This is a genomic window from Pseudomonas sp. SJZ078, from assembly GCF_007828255.1.
In the GTDB taxonomy this organism is placed as follows: Bacteria; Pseudomonadota; Gammaproteobacteria; order Pseudomonadales; family Pseudomonadaceae; genus Aquipseudomonas.
The window spans coordinates 55,151-69,495 of the sequence record NZ_VIUG01000026.1 but is presented as its reverse complement, the minus strand read 5'-3'; the positions used below and the strand labels follow the sequence as shown (position 1 = coordinate 69,495).

General features: G+C 57.4%; 16 protein-coding genes. All 16 read right to left on the bottom strand.

Features of this window, described 5'->3' with window-relative positions; translation table 11 throughout:
- Nucleotides 1-7 precede the first annotated feature (7 nt).
- A complete protein-coding gene (gene atpG, locus FBY02_RS20715; protein WP_030139034.1) occupies nt 8-868 on the bottom strand; it encodes a F0F1 ATP synthase subunit gamma in 861 nt (286 codons plus the stop codon).
- Between the two features lie 50 nt (nt 869-918).
- Complete coding sequence (gene atpA, locus FBY02_RS20710; protein WP_024777788.1) at nt 919-2,463, bottom strand: F0F1 ATP synthase subunit alpha; 1,545 nt, start codon at nt 2,461-2,463, stop codon at nt 919-921.
- A gap of 21 nt (nt 2,464-2,484) precedes the next feature.
- Nucleotides 2,485-3,021 carry a F0F1 ATP synthase subunit delta gene (locus FBY02_RS20705; RefSeq protein WP_144930042.1) on the bottom strand — a complete coding sequence of 179 codons (537 nt, stop codon included), beginning with the start codon at nt 3,019-3,021 and terminating at the stop codon, nt 2,485-2,487.
- Nucleotides 3,022-3,033: 12 nt separating this feature from the next.
- Nucleotides 3,034-3,504 carry a F0F1 ATP synthase subunit B gene (locus FBY02_RS20700; protein WP_144930041.1) on the bottom strand — a complete coding sequence of 157 codons (471 nt, stop codon included), beginning with the start codon at nt 3,502-3,504 and terminating at the stop codon, nt 3,034-3,036.
- Nucleotides 3,505-3,562: 58 nt separating this feature from the next.
- Nucleotides 3,563-3,820 (bottom strand): F0F1 ATP synthase subunit C, encoded by a 258-nt coding sequence (gene atpE, locus FBY02_RS20695; RefSeq protein WP_003097235.1) that lies wholly within the window; start codon nt 3,818-3,820, stop codon nt 3,563-3,565.
- 134 nt (nt 3,821-3,954) lie between these two features.
- Nucleotides 3,955-4,824, bottom strand: coding sequence for a F0F1 ATP synthase subunit A (gene atpB / locus FBY02_RS20690; protein WP_047703951.1), 870 nt, complete (start codon nt 4,822-4,824; stop codon nt 3,955-3,957).
- Between the two features lie 16 nt (nt 4,825-4,840).
- On the bottom strand, nt 4,841-5,248 hold the full coding sequence (locus FBY02_RS20685; protein WP_041023020.1) for a F0F1 ATP synthase subunit I: 408 nt from the start codon (nt 5,246-5,248) through the stop codon (nt 4,841-4,843).
- Nucleotides 5,249-5,396: 148 nt separating this feature from the next.
- On the bottom strand, nt 5,397-6,269 hold the full coding sequence (locus FBY02_RS20680) for a ParB/RepB/Spo0J family partition protein (protein WP_144930040.1): 873 nt from the start codon (nt 6,267-6,269) through the stop codon (nt 5,397-5,399).
- Between the two features lie 9 nt (nt 6,270-6,278).
- Nucleotides 6,279-7,076, bottom strand: coding sequence for a ParA family protein (locus FBY02_RS20675; protein WP_024777783.1), 798 nt, complete (start codon nt 7,074-7,076; stop codon nt 6,279-6,281).
- A gap of 18 nt (nt 7,077-7,094) precedes the next feature.
- Nucleotides 7,095-7,730: a 16S rRNA (guanine(527)-N(7))-methyltransferase RsmG gene (gene rsmG, locus FBY02_RS20670; protein WP_178111922.1), complete on the bottom strand. Its 636-nt coding sequence runs from the start codon at nt 7,728-7,730 to the stop codon at nt 7,095-7,097.
- A gap of 5 nt (nt 7,731-7,735) precedes the next feature.
- Nucleotides 7,736-9,634, bottom strand: a complete 1,899-nt coding sequence (gene mnmG / locus FBY02_RS20665) for a tRNA uridine-5-carboxymethylaminomethyl(34) synthesis enzyme MnmG (RefSeq protein WP_144930038.1) — start codon at nt 9,632-9,634, stop codon at nt 7,736-7,738.
- A 526-nt stretch (nt 9,635-10,160) separates the two neighbouring features.
- Nucleotides 10,161-11,531, bottom strand: coding sequence for a tRNA uridine-5-carboxymethylaminomethyl(34) synthesis GTPase MnmE (gene mnmE / locus FBY02_RS20655; protein ID WP_144930037.1), 1,371 nt, complete (start codon nt 11,529-11,531; stop codon nt 10,161-10,163).
- Nucleotides 11,532-11,610: 79 nt separating this feature from the next.
- Nucleotides 11,611-13,293 carry a membrane protein insertase YidC gene (gene yidC, locus FBY02_RS20650; RefSeq protein WP_144930036.1) on the bottom strand — a complete coding sequence of 561 codons (1,683 nt, stop codon included), beginning with the start codon at nt 13,291-13,293 and terminating at the stop codon, nt 11,611-11,613.
- A 2-nt stretch (nt 13,294-13,295) separates the two neighbouring features.
- Nucleotides 13,296-13,541, bottom strand: a complete 246-nt coding sequence (gene yidD / locus FBY02_RS20645) for a membrane protein insertion efficiency factor YidD (RefSeq protein WP_010465488.1) — start codon at nt 13,539-13,541, stop codon at nt 13,296-13,298.
- Nucleotides 13,534-13,935 carry a ribonuclease P protein component gene (rnpA, locus tag FBY02_RS20640; protein ID WP_218570580.1) on the bottom strand — a complete coding sequence of 134 codons (402 nt, stop codon included), beginning with the start codon at nt 13,933-13,935 and terminating at the stop codon, nt 13,534-13,536. The genes yidD and rnpA overlap by 8 nt, the downstream gene beginning before the upstream one ends.
- 16 nt (nt 13,936-13,951) lie before the next feature.
- Nucleotides 13,952-14,086 (bottom strand): 50S ribosomal protein L34, encoded by a 135-nt coding sequence (gene rpmH, locus FBY02_RS20635; protein ID WP_003213577.1) that lies wholly within the window; start codon nt 14,084-14,086, stop codon nt 13,952-13,954.
- Nucleotides 14,087-14,345 lie beyond the last annotated feature (259 nt).

Below are 14,345 nucleotides of genomic sequence, written 5' to 3'. Positions count from 1 at the left end.
TGAACCGTTAAACCGCGGCAGCGCCGCCGACGATTTCCGAGATCTCTTGGGTGATCGCAGCCTGACGCGCCTTGTTGTAGATCAGCTGCAAATCGCTGATCAAATCACCGGCGTTGTCGGTAGCGTTCTTCATCGCGATCATCCGCGCGGCTTGTTCAGCTGCGTTGTTCTCGACCACCGCCTGGTACACCTGCGACTCCACGTAGCGGACCATCAAGCCGTCGAGCAGCTCCTTGGCATCCGGTTCGTAGAGGTAGTCCCAGTGGTGCTTGAGTTCCTGTTCCGGGGTTGCAACCAATGGAATCAACTGCTCCACGGTCGGCTGTTGCGTCATGGTATTGATGAATTTGTTGGATACCACGGACAGGCGGTCGATCCGGCCTTCCAGGTAAGCATCCAGCATCACCTTGACGCTGCCGATCAGGTCATTGATCGACGGTTCTTCACCCAGGTGGCTGATAGCGGCGACGACGTTACCGCCGAAGTTACGGAAAAAAGCCGCACCCTTGCTACCTACCACGCACAGATCGATCTCGACGCCTTGTTCGCGGTTTACCGCCATGTCCTTGACCAGGGCCTTGAACAGGTTGGTGTTCAAGCCACCGCACAGACCACGGTCACTGCTCACCACAACGTAACCGACGCGCTTGACGGCGCGGTCGATCATGAAGGGGTGGCGATATTCCGGGTTGGCGTTGGCCAGATGACCAATCACCTGGCGGATGCGCTCCGCATAAGGACGGCTAGCAGCCATGCGCATTTGTGCCTTGCGCATTTTGCTGACCGCCACTTTTTCCATGGCGCTGGTAATCTTTTGCGTGCTTTTGATGCTCGCAATCTTACTGCGAATCTCTTTTGCGCCTGCCATGTAACACCTATCAGGTTAGCAAGCGGGAGCCTTGCGGCTCCCGCTGCGGCTTACCAGGTTTGGGTGGCCTTGAACTTCTCGATACCGGCTTTGAGGCCAGCGTCGATTTCGTCATTGAAGTCACCCTTCACGTTGATCTTGGCCATCAAATCGGCGTGATCGCGGTTGAAGAAAGCAATCAGCGCTTGTTCGAAGCTGCCGATCTTGGCGATTTCAATGTCAGTCAGGAACCCACGCTCAGCGGCATACAGCGACAGCGCCATGTCAGCGATCGACATCGGTGCGTATTGCTTCTGCTTCATCAGCTCGGTAACGCGCTGACCATGCTCAAGTTGCTTACGGGTCGCTTCGTCCAGGTCAGAAGCGAACTGGGCGAATGCCGCCAGTTCACGGTACTGGGCCAGGGCGGTACGGATACCACCGGACAGCTTCTTGATGATCTTGGTCTGAGCGGCACCACCTACACGGGATACCGAAACACCGGCGTTCACAGCAGGACGGATGCCCGAGTTGAACATGGCCGATTCCAGGAAGATCTGACCGTCGGTGATGGAAATCACGTTGGTCGGAACGAACGCGGAAACGTCGCCAGCCTGGGTTTCGATGATTGGCAGAGCGGTCAGGGAACCGGTCTTGCCAGTCACGGCGCCGTTGGTGAACTTCTCGACGTACTCTTCCGAAACGCGGGATGCGCGCTCCAGCAGACGGGAGTGGAGATAGAACACGTCGCCTGGGTAGGCTTCACGTCCTGGCGGACGGCGCAGCAGCAGGGAAATCTGGCGGTAAGCCACTGCTTGCTTGGACAGATCGTCATAAACGATCAGCGCGTCTTCACCGCGGTCGCGGAAGTATTCGCCCATGGTGCAACCGGAGTACGGTGCCAGGAACTGCAGCGCGGCCGATTCGGACGCACTGGCAGCAACGATAATGGTGTTAGCCAGTGCACCGTTCTCTTCCAGCTTGCGAACCACGTTGGCGATGGTCGATTGCTTCTGACCGATTGCCACGTATACGCAGAAGATGCCGCTGTTTTTCTGGTTGATGATCGCGTCGATCGCCAGAGCGGTCTTACCGATCTGACGGTCACCGATGATCAGCTCACGCTGGCCACGGCCGACAGGGATCATGGCATCGACAGCCTTGTAGCCAGTCTGTACAGGCTGGTCTACCGACTTACGCCAGATCACGCCTGGAGCAACTTTCTCGACCGCGTCGGTCTCGGTGTTGTTCAGCGGACCTTTGCCGTCAACAGGGTTACCCAGTGCATCGACTACGCGACCCAGCAGTTCCTTACCAACCGGAACTTCGAGGATGCGGCCGGTGCACTTGGCGCTCATGCCTTCAGCCAGAGTCGTGTAAGCGCCCAGTACAACGGCACCTACGGAGTCTTGCTCCAGGTTGAGGGCCATACCGTAGACGCCGCCCGGAAACTCGATCATCTCGCCGTACATGACGTCGGCCAGACCGTGAATCCGCACGATACCGTCAGATACGCTGACGACAGTGCCTTCGTTACGGGCTTGGGAGGTCACATCGAGCTTTTCGATGCGGCCCTTGATGATTTCACTTATTTCGGAAGGATTGAGTTGCTGCATTGCTCTGCTGCCCCTTCAAACTCAAGATTTCAATGCTTCGGCAAGTTTCGCGATTTTGCCGCGAATCGAGCCATCGATAACCAGGTCGCCGGCGCGGATGACAACGCCCCCAATAAGGGATTTGTCTTCCTCGACTTGCAGGCGCACTTCCCGGTTGAGTCGTGCACTGAGAACCTTGGCGAGTTTGTCTTGCTGTTCTTGGTTCAATGCAAAAGCACTGGTCACTTCCACGTCTACCGACTTCTCTTGCTCGGCCTTGTACAGGTCGAACAGGGCGGCGATCTCCGGCAGAAGCGGGAGACGGTCGTTTTCAGCAACGACATGGATGAAATTCTGTGCCTTGGCATCGAACTTGTCGCCGCACACGTCAATGAACGTGGCGGCCTTTTGTGCGCTCGTCAGTCGCGGGGCCTTGAGCACGCGCTGCATGGTGTCGTCTTGCGACACCGCTGCTGCCAGGCCGAGCATGGCTGACCAATTGGCCAGTTGCTGGTGGGCCTGAGCGTGCTCGAAGGCCGCCTTAGCGTAAGGTCGGGCCAACGTGGTCAGTTCTGCCATGATCGCCCTCGCTTAGATTTCAGCAGCCAGTTGGTTAACCAGCTCTGCGTGCGCGCTTGGATCGATTGTGGCACCCAGGATCTTCGAAGCACCGCCAACGGCCAGGCTACCCACTTGGGCGCGCAGGGCGTCTTTGACACTGTTCAGTTCCTGTTCGATCTCGGCTTGAGCCTGAGCCTTCACACGGTCAGCTTCGACGCGAGCCTGTTCACGGGCTTCGTCGACAATCTGGGTACCGCGTTTCTTGGCTTGCTCGATGATTTCAGCTGCCTGGGCTTTCGCTTCGCGCAGTTGCTGACCCACTTTTTCATGGGCCAACTCCAGGTCGCGAGCTGCACGGCTGGCAGCGTCCAGACCATCTGCGATCTTCTTTTGACGTTCGTGCAGAGCCGCGATGACCGGAGGCCATACGAACTTCATGCAGAACAATACAAAAATCAGGAACGCAACGGACTGGCCAATCAGGGTCGCATTAATGTTCACGCCAACACCTCGCAGTTACGTTGTCCATCACATCAAACTACTCGAGAAATCCGAGTAATTAGCCAGCGATCTGACCAACGAACGGGTTCGCAAAGGTGAAGAACAGAGCGATACCAACACCGATCATGGTTACGGCGTCGAGCAGACCGGCAACGATGAACATTTTGACTTGCAGCATTGGAACCATTTCTGGCTGACGCGCAGCGCCTTCCAGGAACTTGCCGCCCAGCAGGCCGAAACCAATTGCGGTACCCAGTGCGCCCAGGCCGATCAACAGTGCAACAGCGATAGCGGTTAGACCAACTACAGTTTCCATCTTTCCTCCCGACTTTTACGTCGTATGGTTTAGGTTTTTTTAATTTAAAGCGGTAAAACAAATCGTTTCATCAAGGCCTGTTCGGCCCCCTTCCCGTTTGACCGGGAAGGACATCAGACTAGTCGAGACTGGCCTTAATGGTTTTCTTCGTGCGCCATCGACAGGTAGACGATGGTCAGCATCATGAAGATGAACGCCTGCAGGGTGATGATCAGGATGTGGAACACAGCCCACGCCCATTGCAGTGCGACGCCCAGGCCGCTGAGCCAGAGCAGGCCGCTGCCGAACATCACGGCGATCAGGATGAACACCAGCTCGCCGGCATACATGTTGCCGAACAGACGCAGAGCCAGAGAGATCGGCTTGGCGATCAGAGTCACGAATTCCAGCAGGAAGTTCACCGGGATCAGCAGGGCCTGAACGAGGATGTTCTTGCTGCCGAACGGGTGCAGGGTCAGTTCGCCGATGAAGCCGCCGATGCCCTTGACCTTGATGCTATAGAAAATGATCAGTGCGAAAACCGAGAACGCCATACCCAGGGTCGCATTCGGGTCGGTGGTCGACACGGCGCGGAACGGGATGTGGTGGTCACCGGAGATCAGGATGGCCAGTTGAGGAATCCAGTCGACCGGTACCAGGTCGACGGCGTTCATCAGGAACACCCAGACGAAGATGGTCAGGGCCAGCGGTGCGATCACCGGGCTGCGACCATGGAAGCTGTCCTTCACACTACCGTCGACGAACTCGACCAGGACTTCAACGAAGTTCTGCAAGGCACCTGGCTGGCCCGAAGTCGCCTTCTTGGCTGCCATGCGGAAAAGGAAAACGAAGATCAGACCCAGCGCGACCGACCAGCCGAGGGTATCGACGTGGAAAGCCCAGAAACCCATTTCCTTGGCTTCTGCTGCGGAGTGGGCAAAGCCCCAGCCGCCGTTGGGTAGCTGACCGAAGGTCAGGTTCTGCAAGTGGTGCTGGATATAGCCCGAAGCGGTTGTCTCTGCCATGGTTGCCTCAAACGCCCTAAGGTCTCGAAAGTCTTGTTCTCATTAGCAGGGGAGCGAACCAGCTGACCATCTGGGTCAACAGGAAGACACCGAATACAGCCAGTGGTGCCAACGGCTTCACACCTGCGAACGTCAATGCAAACAGCACTGCCGTCAAAATCAGTTTCCCCGCCTCACCGGCATAAAAAGACCGGACGATGGCTTGGGCTGCTCGGGCGCCGGAAAACCGAAATGCCCTGTGAGCGAAATAAATATTGGGAAGCAAGGCTATCAGGCCTCCGCAAAGACCCGAGTATCCGGCGACGACTCCTTTCCATTGCCAGAGCGCCAATGAGGCGATCAGTACAACGACCAACTGAGTCATCAACACCGGGAAAACAGCCAGACGATGGAATGGCAGGCGGTTTGGCGTGCGGGTTTCCATCGCTTTTGCTCTCCAATGGTCGGCTGCCTGAAATCAATAACTTGGCATAATTTGTGCCGACAAAATGCGCGCAGAGTATAGGGGCGGTTCTGCCCCTATTCAACTGCCGGGTAGTGATTTCCGATCGCGCGCTACAAGAGCAATTGTTTCAGCGAATGTGCGCAAGGACGCCTTGCAGCTCATCGAGGGAGTTGTAACCGATTACCAATTGCCCCTTGCCCTTCTTGCCGTGGCGAATCTGCACCGTAGAGCCCAGCCGCTCGGCCAGGCGCTGTTCCAGGCGGGCGATATCCGGGTCCGGTTTGGGGGCTTCGACGGGGGCCGGTTTACCGCTCAGCCACTGACGAACCAGTGCCTCGGTCTGGCGCACGGTCAGGCCTCGTGCGACAACATGTCGCGCCCCTTCAACCTGTTGATTTTCCGGCAATCCGAGCAAGGCCCGGGCATGACCCATTTCCAGGTCGCCATGGGACAGCATGGTCTTGATGACTTCCGGCAACGCAATCAAGCGCAACAGGTTGGCCACGGTGACGCGGGACTTGCCCACCGCTTCGGCGACTTGTTGCTGGGTCAGCTGGAATTCCTGCTGCAGACGTTGCAGCGCGACCGCTTCCTCGATCGGGTTGAGGTCTTCGCGCTGGATGTTCTCGATCAGCGCCATGGCGATGGCGGTTTCATCCGATACGTCACGCACCATCGCCGGAATGGTTTCCTGGCCGGCCTGCTGGCTGGCGCGCCAGCGGCGTTCTCCGGCAATGATCTCGAAGCGCCCATTACCGATCGAACGAACCACGATCGGCTGCATCACGCCCTGGGCCCTGATCGACTGAGCCAGTTCTTCCAACGCCTGCGGGTCCATGTCCCGGCGTGGCTGGTACTTGCCGCGCTGGATCAGATCCAGCGGCAAGTGTTGCAGCTCGCGCTGGTCGGCCTGTACGGCCTGCTCTTCCAGCGCACTGACTGTGGGACCGCTGAGCAGCGCGTCCAGTCCACGTCCGAGACCACGTTTCTTGATGGCCATGGGGTTTCCTTAAGTTGGCTGGGCGGCAGCGGTGCGTGGGTTGCGGCGCTGGCGGCGAACCATTTCGCCCGCCAGGGCCAGGTAAGCCAGCGCACCACGGGATTGTTTGTCGTAGGCCAGGGCGGGCATGCCATAGCTCGGTGCTTCGGCCAAGCGGATGTTACGTGGAATGACCGTGTCGTAGAGTTGCTCGCCGAAGTGCTCCTTGAGCTGCACCGATACGTCGTTCATCAGGCTCAGGCGCGGGTCATACATGGTTCGCAACAGACCTTCGACCTTCAGGTCCGGATTCAGCAATTCGGAGATGCGTTTGATGTTATCCACAAGGTCGCTCAAGCCTTCCAGGGCAAAGTACTCACACTGCATGGGGATAATGACCCCATCGGCGGCCACCAGGGCGTTAAGGGTCAGCATCGACAGCGACGGCGGGCAGTCGATCAGGATGTAATCGTAGTTTTCCCGGATCGGCGCCAATGCGCTGCGCAGACGGCTTTCCTTCATCTGCATTTCCAGCAGCACCACTTCGGCCGCCGTCAGGTCACGGTTGGCCGGCAGCAGTTGATAACCGCCGTGTTCGGAGAAATGCATGGCCTGGCCCAGATCGCATTCACCGATCAGGACGTCATAGATGGAGTTTTCCAGGCCATGTTTATCCACACCACTGCCCATGGTGGCGTTGCCCTGTGGATCAAGGTCGATCAACAGCACCCGTCGCTTGGTCGCGACCAGGGATGCTGCGAGGTTGATGCAGGTGGTGGTCTTGCCCACACCACCCTTCTGGTTCGCTATCGCGAATACCTTAGCCATTCTTGCTTGTGTTCCCAATCATGCCGTGCGGCGCAGTATCAGCAGATGGCGTTGGCCTTGGCAACCGGGTACGGCCAGGGCGTGTTCGCTATCGAGGTGGAAATCCGACGGCAATGCTACCAGCTCATCGGCCGGATGGACGCCCTTCATTGCCAGCCAGCGTGTTTCGACATCGCCCAGGTGGCGAGTCCAGTTGCTGAAGTTCTCCATGCTGCTGAAGGCCCGGGAGATGATCCCGTTGAACGGCTGTGCAGGTTGGAACGCTTCGACCCGGCTGTGGATAACTTGCAGGTTGTCCAGCTTGAGCTCGAGTTTGACTTGGGTCAGGAAGCGGGTTTTCTTGCCGTTGCTGTCCAGGCAGGTCACTTGCGAAGCCGGAAACAGGATCGCCAACGGTATTCCTGGCATGCCACCGCCGCTGCCGACATCGAGCCAGCGACCGTTTTCGATGAAAGACATCACGCTGAGACTGTCAAGCAGATGTCTCGAGACCATTTCATCCGGATCCCGCACGGCGGTCAGGTTGTAGGCCTTGTTCCATTTGATCAACAACGCCAGGTAACCCAGCAGTTGCGCATGCTGGGCTTCGCTCAGGCTGACCCCGAGTTGACGGGCACCTGTGGATAATTCTTCGGCGTGTTGTGAGGTGACCATCGAACTCAAGCGCTTTGCTCCAACTGACGGCCCGCGCCGCGTTTTTTCAAATGAATCATCAACAGGGAAATCGCCGCTGGGGTTACGCCGGGGATGCGCGATGCCTGGCCCAGGGTCTCTGGACGGGTCGCACCGAGCTTGCTCTGGATTTCTTTCGACAACCCGGAAATACCGGTGTAATCGATATCCACAGGCAGTTTCGTGTCTTCGCTGGCGCGCAGCCGGGCGATCTCGTCCTGCTGGCGGTCGATGTAGCCTGCGTACTTGGTCTTGATCTCGACCTGTTCGGCGACCTGCGGATCTTCCGCGCCCTGGCCCGTTACTTCCACCAGCCCGGCGTAGTCGATTTCCGGCCGGCTCAACAGGTTGAGCAGATTGTATTCGTGCGTCAGCGGCGTGCCGAATTTCGCCGCGATGGCGTCGCCCTGTTCGGTACCGGGACGTACCCAGGTGCTTTTCAGCCGCTGTTCTTCCAGTTCGATCCCTTCGCGTTTCTTGCAGAACGCAGCCCAACGCACATCATCTACCAGCCCCAACTCGCGACCTTTCTCGGTCAGGCGCAGATCGGCGTTGTCTTCACGCAGGATCAGGCGATATTCGGCACGGGACGTGAACATCCGATACGGTTCCTGGGTACCCAGGGTAATCAGGTCGTCCACCAGCACACCGATGTATGCCTCATCGCGGCGCGGGCACCAGCTGTCTTTGCCCTGGGCGCGCAGTGCCGCGTTGGCACCGGCCAACAACCCTTGGGCGCCAGCCTCTTCGTAACCGGTAGTGCCGTTGATCTGCCCGGCGAAGAACAGGCCGCCGATGACCTTGGTTTCCAGGCTGTACTTCAGATCACGCGGGTCGAAATAGTCGTATTCGATGGCGTAGCCGGGGCGAACGATGTGGGCGTTTTCCATGCCGCGAATCGATTGCACGATCTGCAATTGCACATCGAACGGCAGGGAGGTGGAGATCCCGTTCGGGTACAGCTCGTGTGTGGTCAGGCCTTCCGGCTCGATGAAGACCTGGTGGCTTTCCTTGTCGGCAAAGCGATGGATCTTGTCTTCGATCGACGGGCAATAACGCGGGCCAATGCCTTCAATTTCACCGGCAGCGGAATACATCGGTGAACGATCGAGGTTCGCCGCAATGATTTCATGGGTGCGGGCATTGGTGTGGGTGATCCAGCAACTGACTTGCCGTGGATGCTGTTCCTTGTTGCCCATGAACGACATTACCGGGATCGGCGTATCACCAGGCTGCTCGGTCATCACCGAGAAATCCACAGACCGGCCGTCGATACGCGGTGGCGTACCGGTTTTCAAGCGCCCGACACGCAATGGCAACTCGCGCAAACGGTGAGCCAGCGCGATTGACGGCGGATCACCCGCGCGACCGCCGGAAAAGTTCTGCAAACCAATGTGGATAAGTCCGCCAAGGAATGTCCCAGTGGTCAGCACTACGGAATCGGCGAAGAAACGCAGGCCCATCTGCGTCACGACACCGCGTACCTGATCCTGTTCGACGATCAGGTCATCAGCCGCTTGTTGAAATATCCACAGGTTCGGCTGGTTTTCCAGGATTTCGCGGACAGCGGCCTTGTACAGGACCCGGTCGGCCTGGGCACGAGTGGCCCGTACCGCGGGGCCCTTGCGGCTGTTCAATACGCGAAACTGGATACCGCCCTTATCGGTAGCCATCGCCATCGCGCCGCCGAGGGCATCGATTTCCTTGACCAGATGGCTTTTGCCAATACCACCGATGGCTGGGTTACAGCTCATGGCGCCGAGGGTTTCCACGTTATGCGTCAACAGCAGGGTTTTTACACCCATGCGCGCTGATGCAAGTGCTGCCTCGGTACCGGCATGACCGCCGCCGATGACGATCACTTCAAAACGGGAAGGGAAATCCACCACGCACCTCGTGCCTGCTTAATTCAGGTAATTCGGAAATAGGTTATGAGCCTGGTCCGAATGTTTTATGGACCAGGTCGGCAAGTATAGGGACTTCCCCTTTCCTAAAGAACCCTTTGCACAAAATTTAACCAGCTGTGGAGAACTCGCGGTTAAAAAAATAAAAAAGAAAGAAATTTATAAAACCTTTGTTTTTATGTTTATTCTTACAGCCCAAGCATTCTGTGGATAAAACCATGCAGGCCTTTAAATTCAATATGTACAGAGATCCTGAACCCTGTGATCATCTGGCGCTGAGGGGCTTGGATAAGCGGTGTAAGCCTGTGGATTAAGTGAATGGTTATCCACAGGGCAGGTTATCTTCACTTTTCGAGGGGGTTTATCAACTGAGCTCAACGTCAGTTACCCACAGGGCTTAATCCACAAGCGAACCCCATGGGCGAGCCGCCATGAAGGGCAATCGAGAGAAGGAAAAGGGACGCCGGGCCGCAGGGAACAGATCTGCAGCCCGCTTTGAGGGAAGGTGTTACTTGCCGATGCAGAAGCTAGAGAAAATCCGCCCCAACAAGTCATCGGAGCTGAAGGCGCCGGTGATTTCTCCCAGGAATTGCTGGGCTTGGCGCAAATCTTCGGCCAGTAACTCACCGGCACCCGCCAGCGTCAACTGTGCACGACCGTGTTCCAGCGCGGCGCTGGCATGACGCAAGGCTTCGAGGTGACGACGCCGGGCGCTGAAGCTGCTTTCCGAGGTTTGCTCGTAGCCCATGCAGGCCTTGAGATGTTCACGCAGCAGTTCCAGGCCCTCTCCTGCGGCTTTTGCGCTCAGGCTGATGGTCACGTGACCGTCGGTGCTGACCTCAAGGGCGATTGCTTCGCCGGTCAGGTCGGCCTTGTTACGGATCAAGGTGACTTTCGCCGGGTCCGGGCGCACTTCGAGGAACTCAGGCCACAACGCAAAAGGATCATCCGCTTCCGGTGCCGTCGCATCGACCACCAGCAATACACGATCGGCCTCGCCAATAGCCTTCAGTGCCCGTTCAACGCCAATCTTTTCCACATGATCATCGGTATCTCGCAGACCCGCAGTGTCCACCACGTGCAGCGGCATGCCATCGATGTGGATATGTTCGCGCAGGATGTCTCGGGTGGTACCGGCGATCTCTGTGACAATCGCTGCCTCACGACCAGCCAGGGCATTCAGCAGGCTGGATTTACCTGCGTTTGGCCGTCCAGCGATCACCACCGTCATACCGTCACGCAACAGGGCACCCTGCCCCGCTTCGCGCAATACTGTGGATAACTCATCGCGAACCTTATCAAGCATGCTAAGCACATGGCCATCGGCGAGGAAGTCGATTTCTTCTTCCGGGAAGTCGATCGCCGCTTCAACGTAGATACGCAAGCCGATCAATTGTTCGGTGAGGTTATGCACACGCTGCGAGAAAGCACCTTGCAACGAACGTAAGGCATTGCGCGCTGCCTGGGCCGAACTGGCTTCGATGAGGTCGGCAATCGCTTCGGCCTGGGCCAGGTCGAGTTTGTCGTTGAGGAAGGCCCGTTCACTGAATTCCCCCGGCCGGGCCAGCCGACAACCCAGTTCAAGGCAACGCTTGAGTAGCATGTCCAGCACGATGGGCCCGCCATGGCCCTGCAGTTCCAGTACGTCTTCACCGGTGAATGAATTCGGCCCCGGGAAATACAGAGCGAGGCCTTCGTCGAGCACCTGCTTGTCGTCACTGAAGAATGGGCCGTAATGAGCAAACCGTGGCTTGAGCTCACGACCGCTGATGGCCTGGGCCGCGACACTGGCCAGAGGCCCCGAAATACGGACGATGCCGACGCCACCGCGACCTTGGGCGGTGGCAACGGCGGCGATGGTTTCACGAGGTGTGCTCATAAACCGGTATCCAGACAAAAGTGACAGATAGCAAAACGCCCCACTAGGGGGCGTTCTGTGTGGTTATCCACAGTGCAAGTTACGCCTCGGCTTTCTTCGTAGCCGATTCGATCTTACGCGTGATGTACCACTGTTGAGTAATGGACAACACGTTGTTCACAACCCAGTACAGCACCAGACCGGCCGGGAACCACAGGAAGAAGAAGGTGAAGATGATCGGCATCATTTTCATGACCTTCGCCTGCATAGGGTCCGGAGGCGTCGGGTTCAGCTGCTGCTGGATGAACATAGTGGCGCCCATGATGATCGGCAGGATGAAGAACGGATCCTTGATCGACAGGTCGGTAATCCACAGCATGAAAGGCGCCTGGCGCATTTCCACGCTTTCCAGCAGAACCCAGTACAGCGACAGGAACACAGGCATCTGTACGAGAATCGGCAAGCAACCGCCCAGCGGGTTGATCTTCTCTTTCTTGTACAGCTCCATCATGGCCTGGGACATTTTCTGCCGGTCATCGCCATGCTGTTCTTTCAGAGCGGCCAGTTTCGGAGCCACGGCGCGCATGCGAGCCATGGATTTGTAGCTGGCAGCCGACAATGGGAAGAACAAGCCCTTGATCAGCATGGTCAGGAAGATGATTGACCAACCCCAGTTACCGACGATGCTGTGGATATGTTGCAACAGCCAGAAGATCGGCTGGGCAATGAACCACAGGAAACCGTAGTCCACGGTCAATTCCAGACCTGGGGACAACTGTTTCAGTACGGCCTGGCTTTTCGGGCCGGCATACAACGTAGCGCTGGTTTCAGCCTTGGCACCCGGCGCAGCAGTCAATGCAGGACCGGTGTAGCCAATGATGTAATTGCCTTTGCTGTCCTTGCGGGTCTGGACGATGTTGTTTTCGCCCTTCTGCGGGATCCAGGCGGTTACAAAATAGTGCTGCAGCCACGCTACCCAGCCCCCTTGAACGGTTTCCTTGAGCTGCGCCTTGTCCATGTCCTTCATGGACACTTTCTTGTACGGCTCAGAACTTGTCCACAGGGCTGCCCCCAGGTAGGTCGCGGTGCCGGTGGCGGTACTGGAGGAAGGATCGGCGCTGGCATCGCGCTTCAATTGCGCGAACATCGCACCGGACCAGGGCTGCGCGCTCTGGTTGTCGATCAGGTAGGACACCACCACGTCATACAGGCCACGTTTCAAGGTGAAACGCTTGATGTAGTTGACGCCATCCTTGCTGAACTTCAGGTCCACGACCAGTTGGTCCTGACCGTCGGCCAGTTGATAACTTTTCTTCTCCGAGGCGTAGACCGGGCGACCGGCCGGATTGGCATCCGGGCCATTGGCGCCAATCAGGCCGCTCTGGGCCAGATAGGTCCGCTCGTTACCGTTATCGAACAGTTGGAAAGGAATGTCCGGGTGATCCTGGCGACGCGGGTAAAGCGGCAGCGTCAACTGGGCGATGTCACCACCCTGTGGATCGATTGCCAGCTGGAGCACATCGGTCTTGATCTGGATCAGATCCTTGCTTGCAGCCACCGGGGCTTCGGCAGGCGCACTGGTATCGCTTGCCGCGCGTGGAATGTCGTCACTGCTGGTAGCGTTGGTGCCAGAAGTGGTGTCCGGCAGGCTCGGTGCGGTATTGCTGGCTGCAACATTCTGAGTCGGCAGGGCAGCCTGGCCATAGTCCTGGTTCCATTTAAGAACCATGACGTAAGACACGATTGCCAGGGCGACGATCAGGATCGTGCGTTTGATATCCATGATTACTCGGCCATCGAAGAAGAACGGGAGGTAGGGATAGGCGGAACCGGGTCATAACCGCCGGGATTCCACGGATGACAGCGACCTAAACGACGAAAGGTCAGCCAGCCACCGCGCAGAAGGCCATGATTTTCTATGGCTTCGTACGCGTAGCAGGAGCAGCTGGGGTAGAAACGACAGTGACTGGCCATCAGGGGACTAATGGCGTAGCGGTAAAACTGGATCGGAACGAGTGCCAGTTTACGCATCGGGACTGTCTACCCCTGCAGTTTCGGTGTTGACTGGCGATGTTGGCTTGTTACGGGCCAGACGCTTCCAGAGTTTGCCGAAATGCTGAATCAGTTCAGGGTTTTCTACGTCCCCCAAACCTTTGCGCGCGACGATAACTATGTCCCATCCGACCAGTGAATCCTGGTTCAGGCGGAACGATTCGCGCATCAGACGTTTGAGACGGTTGCGCTGCACGGAGAGCTTGACGCTCTTTTTCCCGATAACCAGCCCTAGGCGGGGGTGATCGAGATCGTTACTGCGCGCAAGGAGCAGGAGATTTTTCCCCGGAACCTTGCCGGTAGGGGAGTCAAAGACTGCCTTGAAATGCCGGGGTGTAAGCAGACGCTTTTCCCGACTGAAGTCCTGACTCACCTCCAGTGCCGGATTATCAAACTGCCAGACGCGCACGACCTTTGGCGCGACGACGCGACAGGACGGCACGACCGTTCTTGGTAGCCATGCGAGCACGGAAACCGTGGGTACGAGCGCGTTTGATAGTGCTTGGTTGGAAAGTACGTTTCATGTCGTGTTACCTGGTTCGTCCACAACGGGCCGGAATGGCCCCCGTTTTAAGAGACCGGGGATTCTAGAGAAAGCAAGTCCATAGGTCAATTTCCAACCAACGTTTCCTTTAAATAGATGTTCAGGCGTCCGGCCAGTGATCACGCTGTGCCAGATATAGAAATAAAGAAGCGAATTATTTAAAGCTTTTCTGTGAAGCTTATAAAGGCTAGGCCGCCGTCTATCTGTGGATAACCACCTCAAGCCCTTGTGGTTCAACA

What these genes read in the sequence shown, in the direction of transcription:
- atpA (WP_024777788.1), bottom strand. Translation starts at nt 2,463, where the DNA reads ATGCAGCAACTCAATCCTTCCGAAATAAGTGAAATCATCAAGGGCCGC.
- atpE (WP_003097235.1), bottom strand. Translation starts at nt 3,820, where the DNA reads ATGGAAACTGTAGTTGGTCTAACCGCTATCGCTGTTGCACTGTTGATC.
- FBY02_RS20705 (WP_144930042.1), bottom strand. Translation starts at nt 3,021, where the DNA reads ATGGCAGAACTGACCACGTTGGCCCGACCTTACGCTAAGGCGGCCTTC.
- rsmG (WP_178111922.1), bottom strand. Translation starts at nt 7,730, where the DNA reads ATGGTCACCTCACAACACGCCGAAGAATTATCCACAGGTGCCCGTCAA.
- atpB (WP_047703951.1), bottom strand. Translation starts at nt 4,824, where the DNA reads ATGGCAGAGACAACCGCTTCGGGCTATATCCAGCACCACTTGCAGAAC.
- FBY02_RS20675 (WP_024777783.1), bottom strand. Translation starts at nt 7,076, where the DNA reads ATGGCTAAGGTATTCGCGATAGCGAACCAGAAGGGTGGTGTGGGCAAG.
- FBY02_RS20680 (WP_144930040.1), bottom strand. Translation starts at nt 6,269, where the DNA reads ATGGCCATCAAGAAACGTGGTCTCGGACGTGGACTGGACGCGCTGCTC.
- FBY02_RS20685 (WP_041023020.1), bottom strand. Translation starts at nt 5,248, where the DNA reads ATGGAAACCCGCACGCCAAACCGCCTGCCATTCCATCGTCTGGCTGTT.
- rpmH (WP_003213577.1), bottom strand. Translation starts at nt 14,086, where the DNA reads ATGAAACGTACTTTCCAACCAAGCACTATCAAACGCGCTCGTACCCAC.
- mnmE (WP_144930037.1), bottom strand. Translation starts at nt 11,531, where the DNA reads ATGAGCACACCTCGTGAAACCATCGCCGCCGTTGCCACCGCCCAAGGT.
- yidD (WP_010465488.1), bottom strand. Translation starts at nt 13,541, where the DNA reads ATGCGTAAACTGGCACTCGTTCCGATCCAGTTTTACCGCTACGCCATT.
- atpG (WP_030139034.1), bottom strand. Translation starts at nt 868, where the DNA reads ATGGCAGGCGCAAAAGAGATTCGCAGTAAGATTGCGAGCATCAAAAGC.
- yidC (WP_144930036.1), bottom strand. Translation starts at nt 13,293, where the DNA reads ATGGATATCAAACGCACGATCCTGATCGTCGCCCTGGCAATCGTGTCT.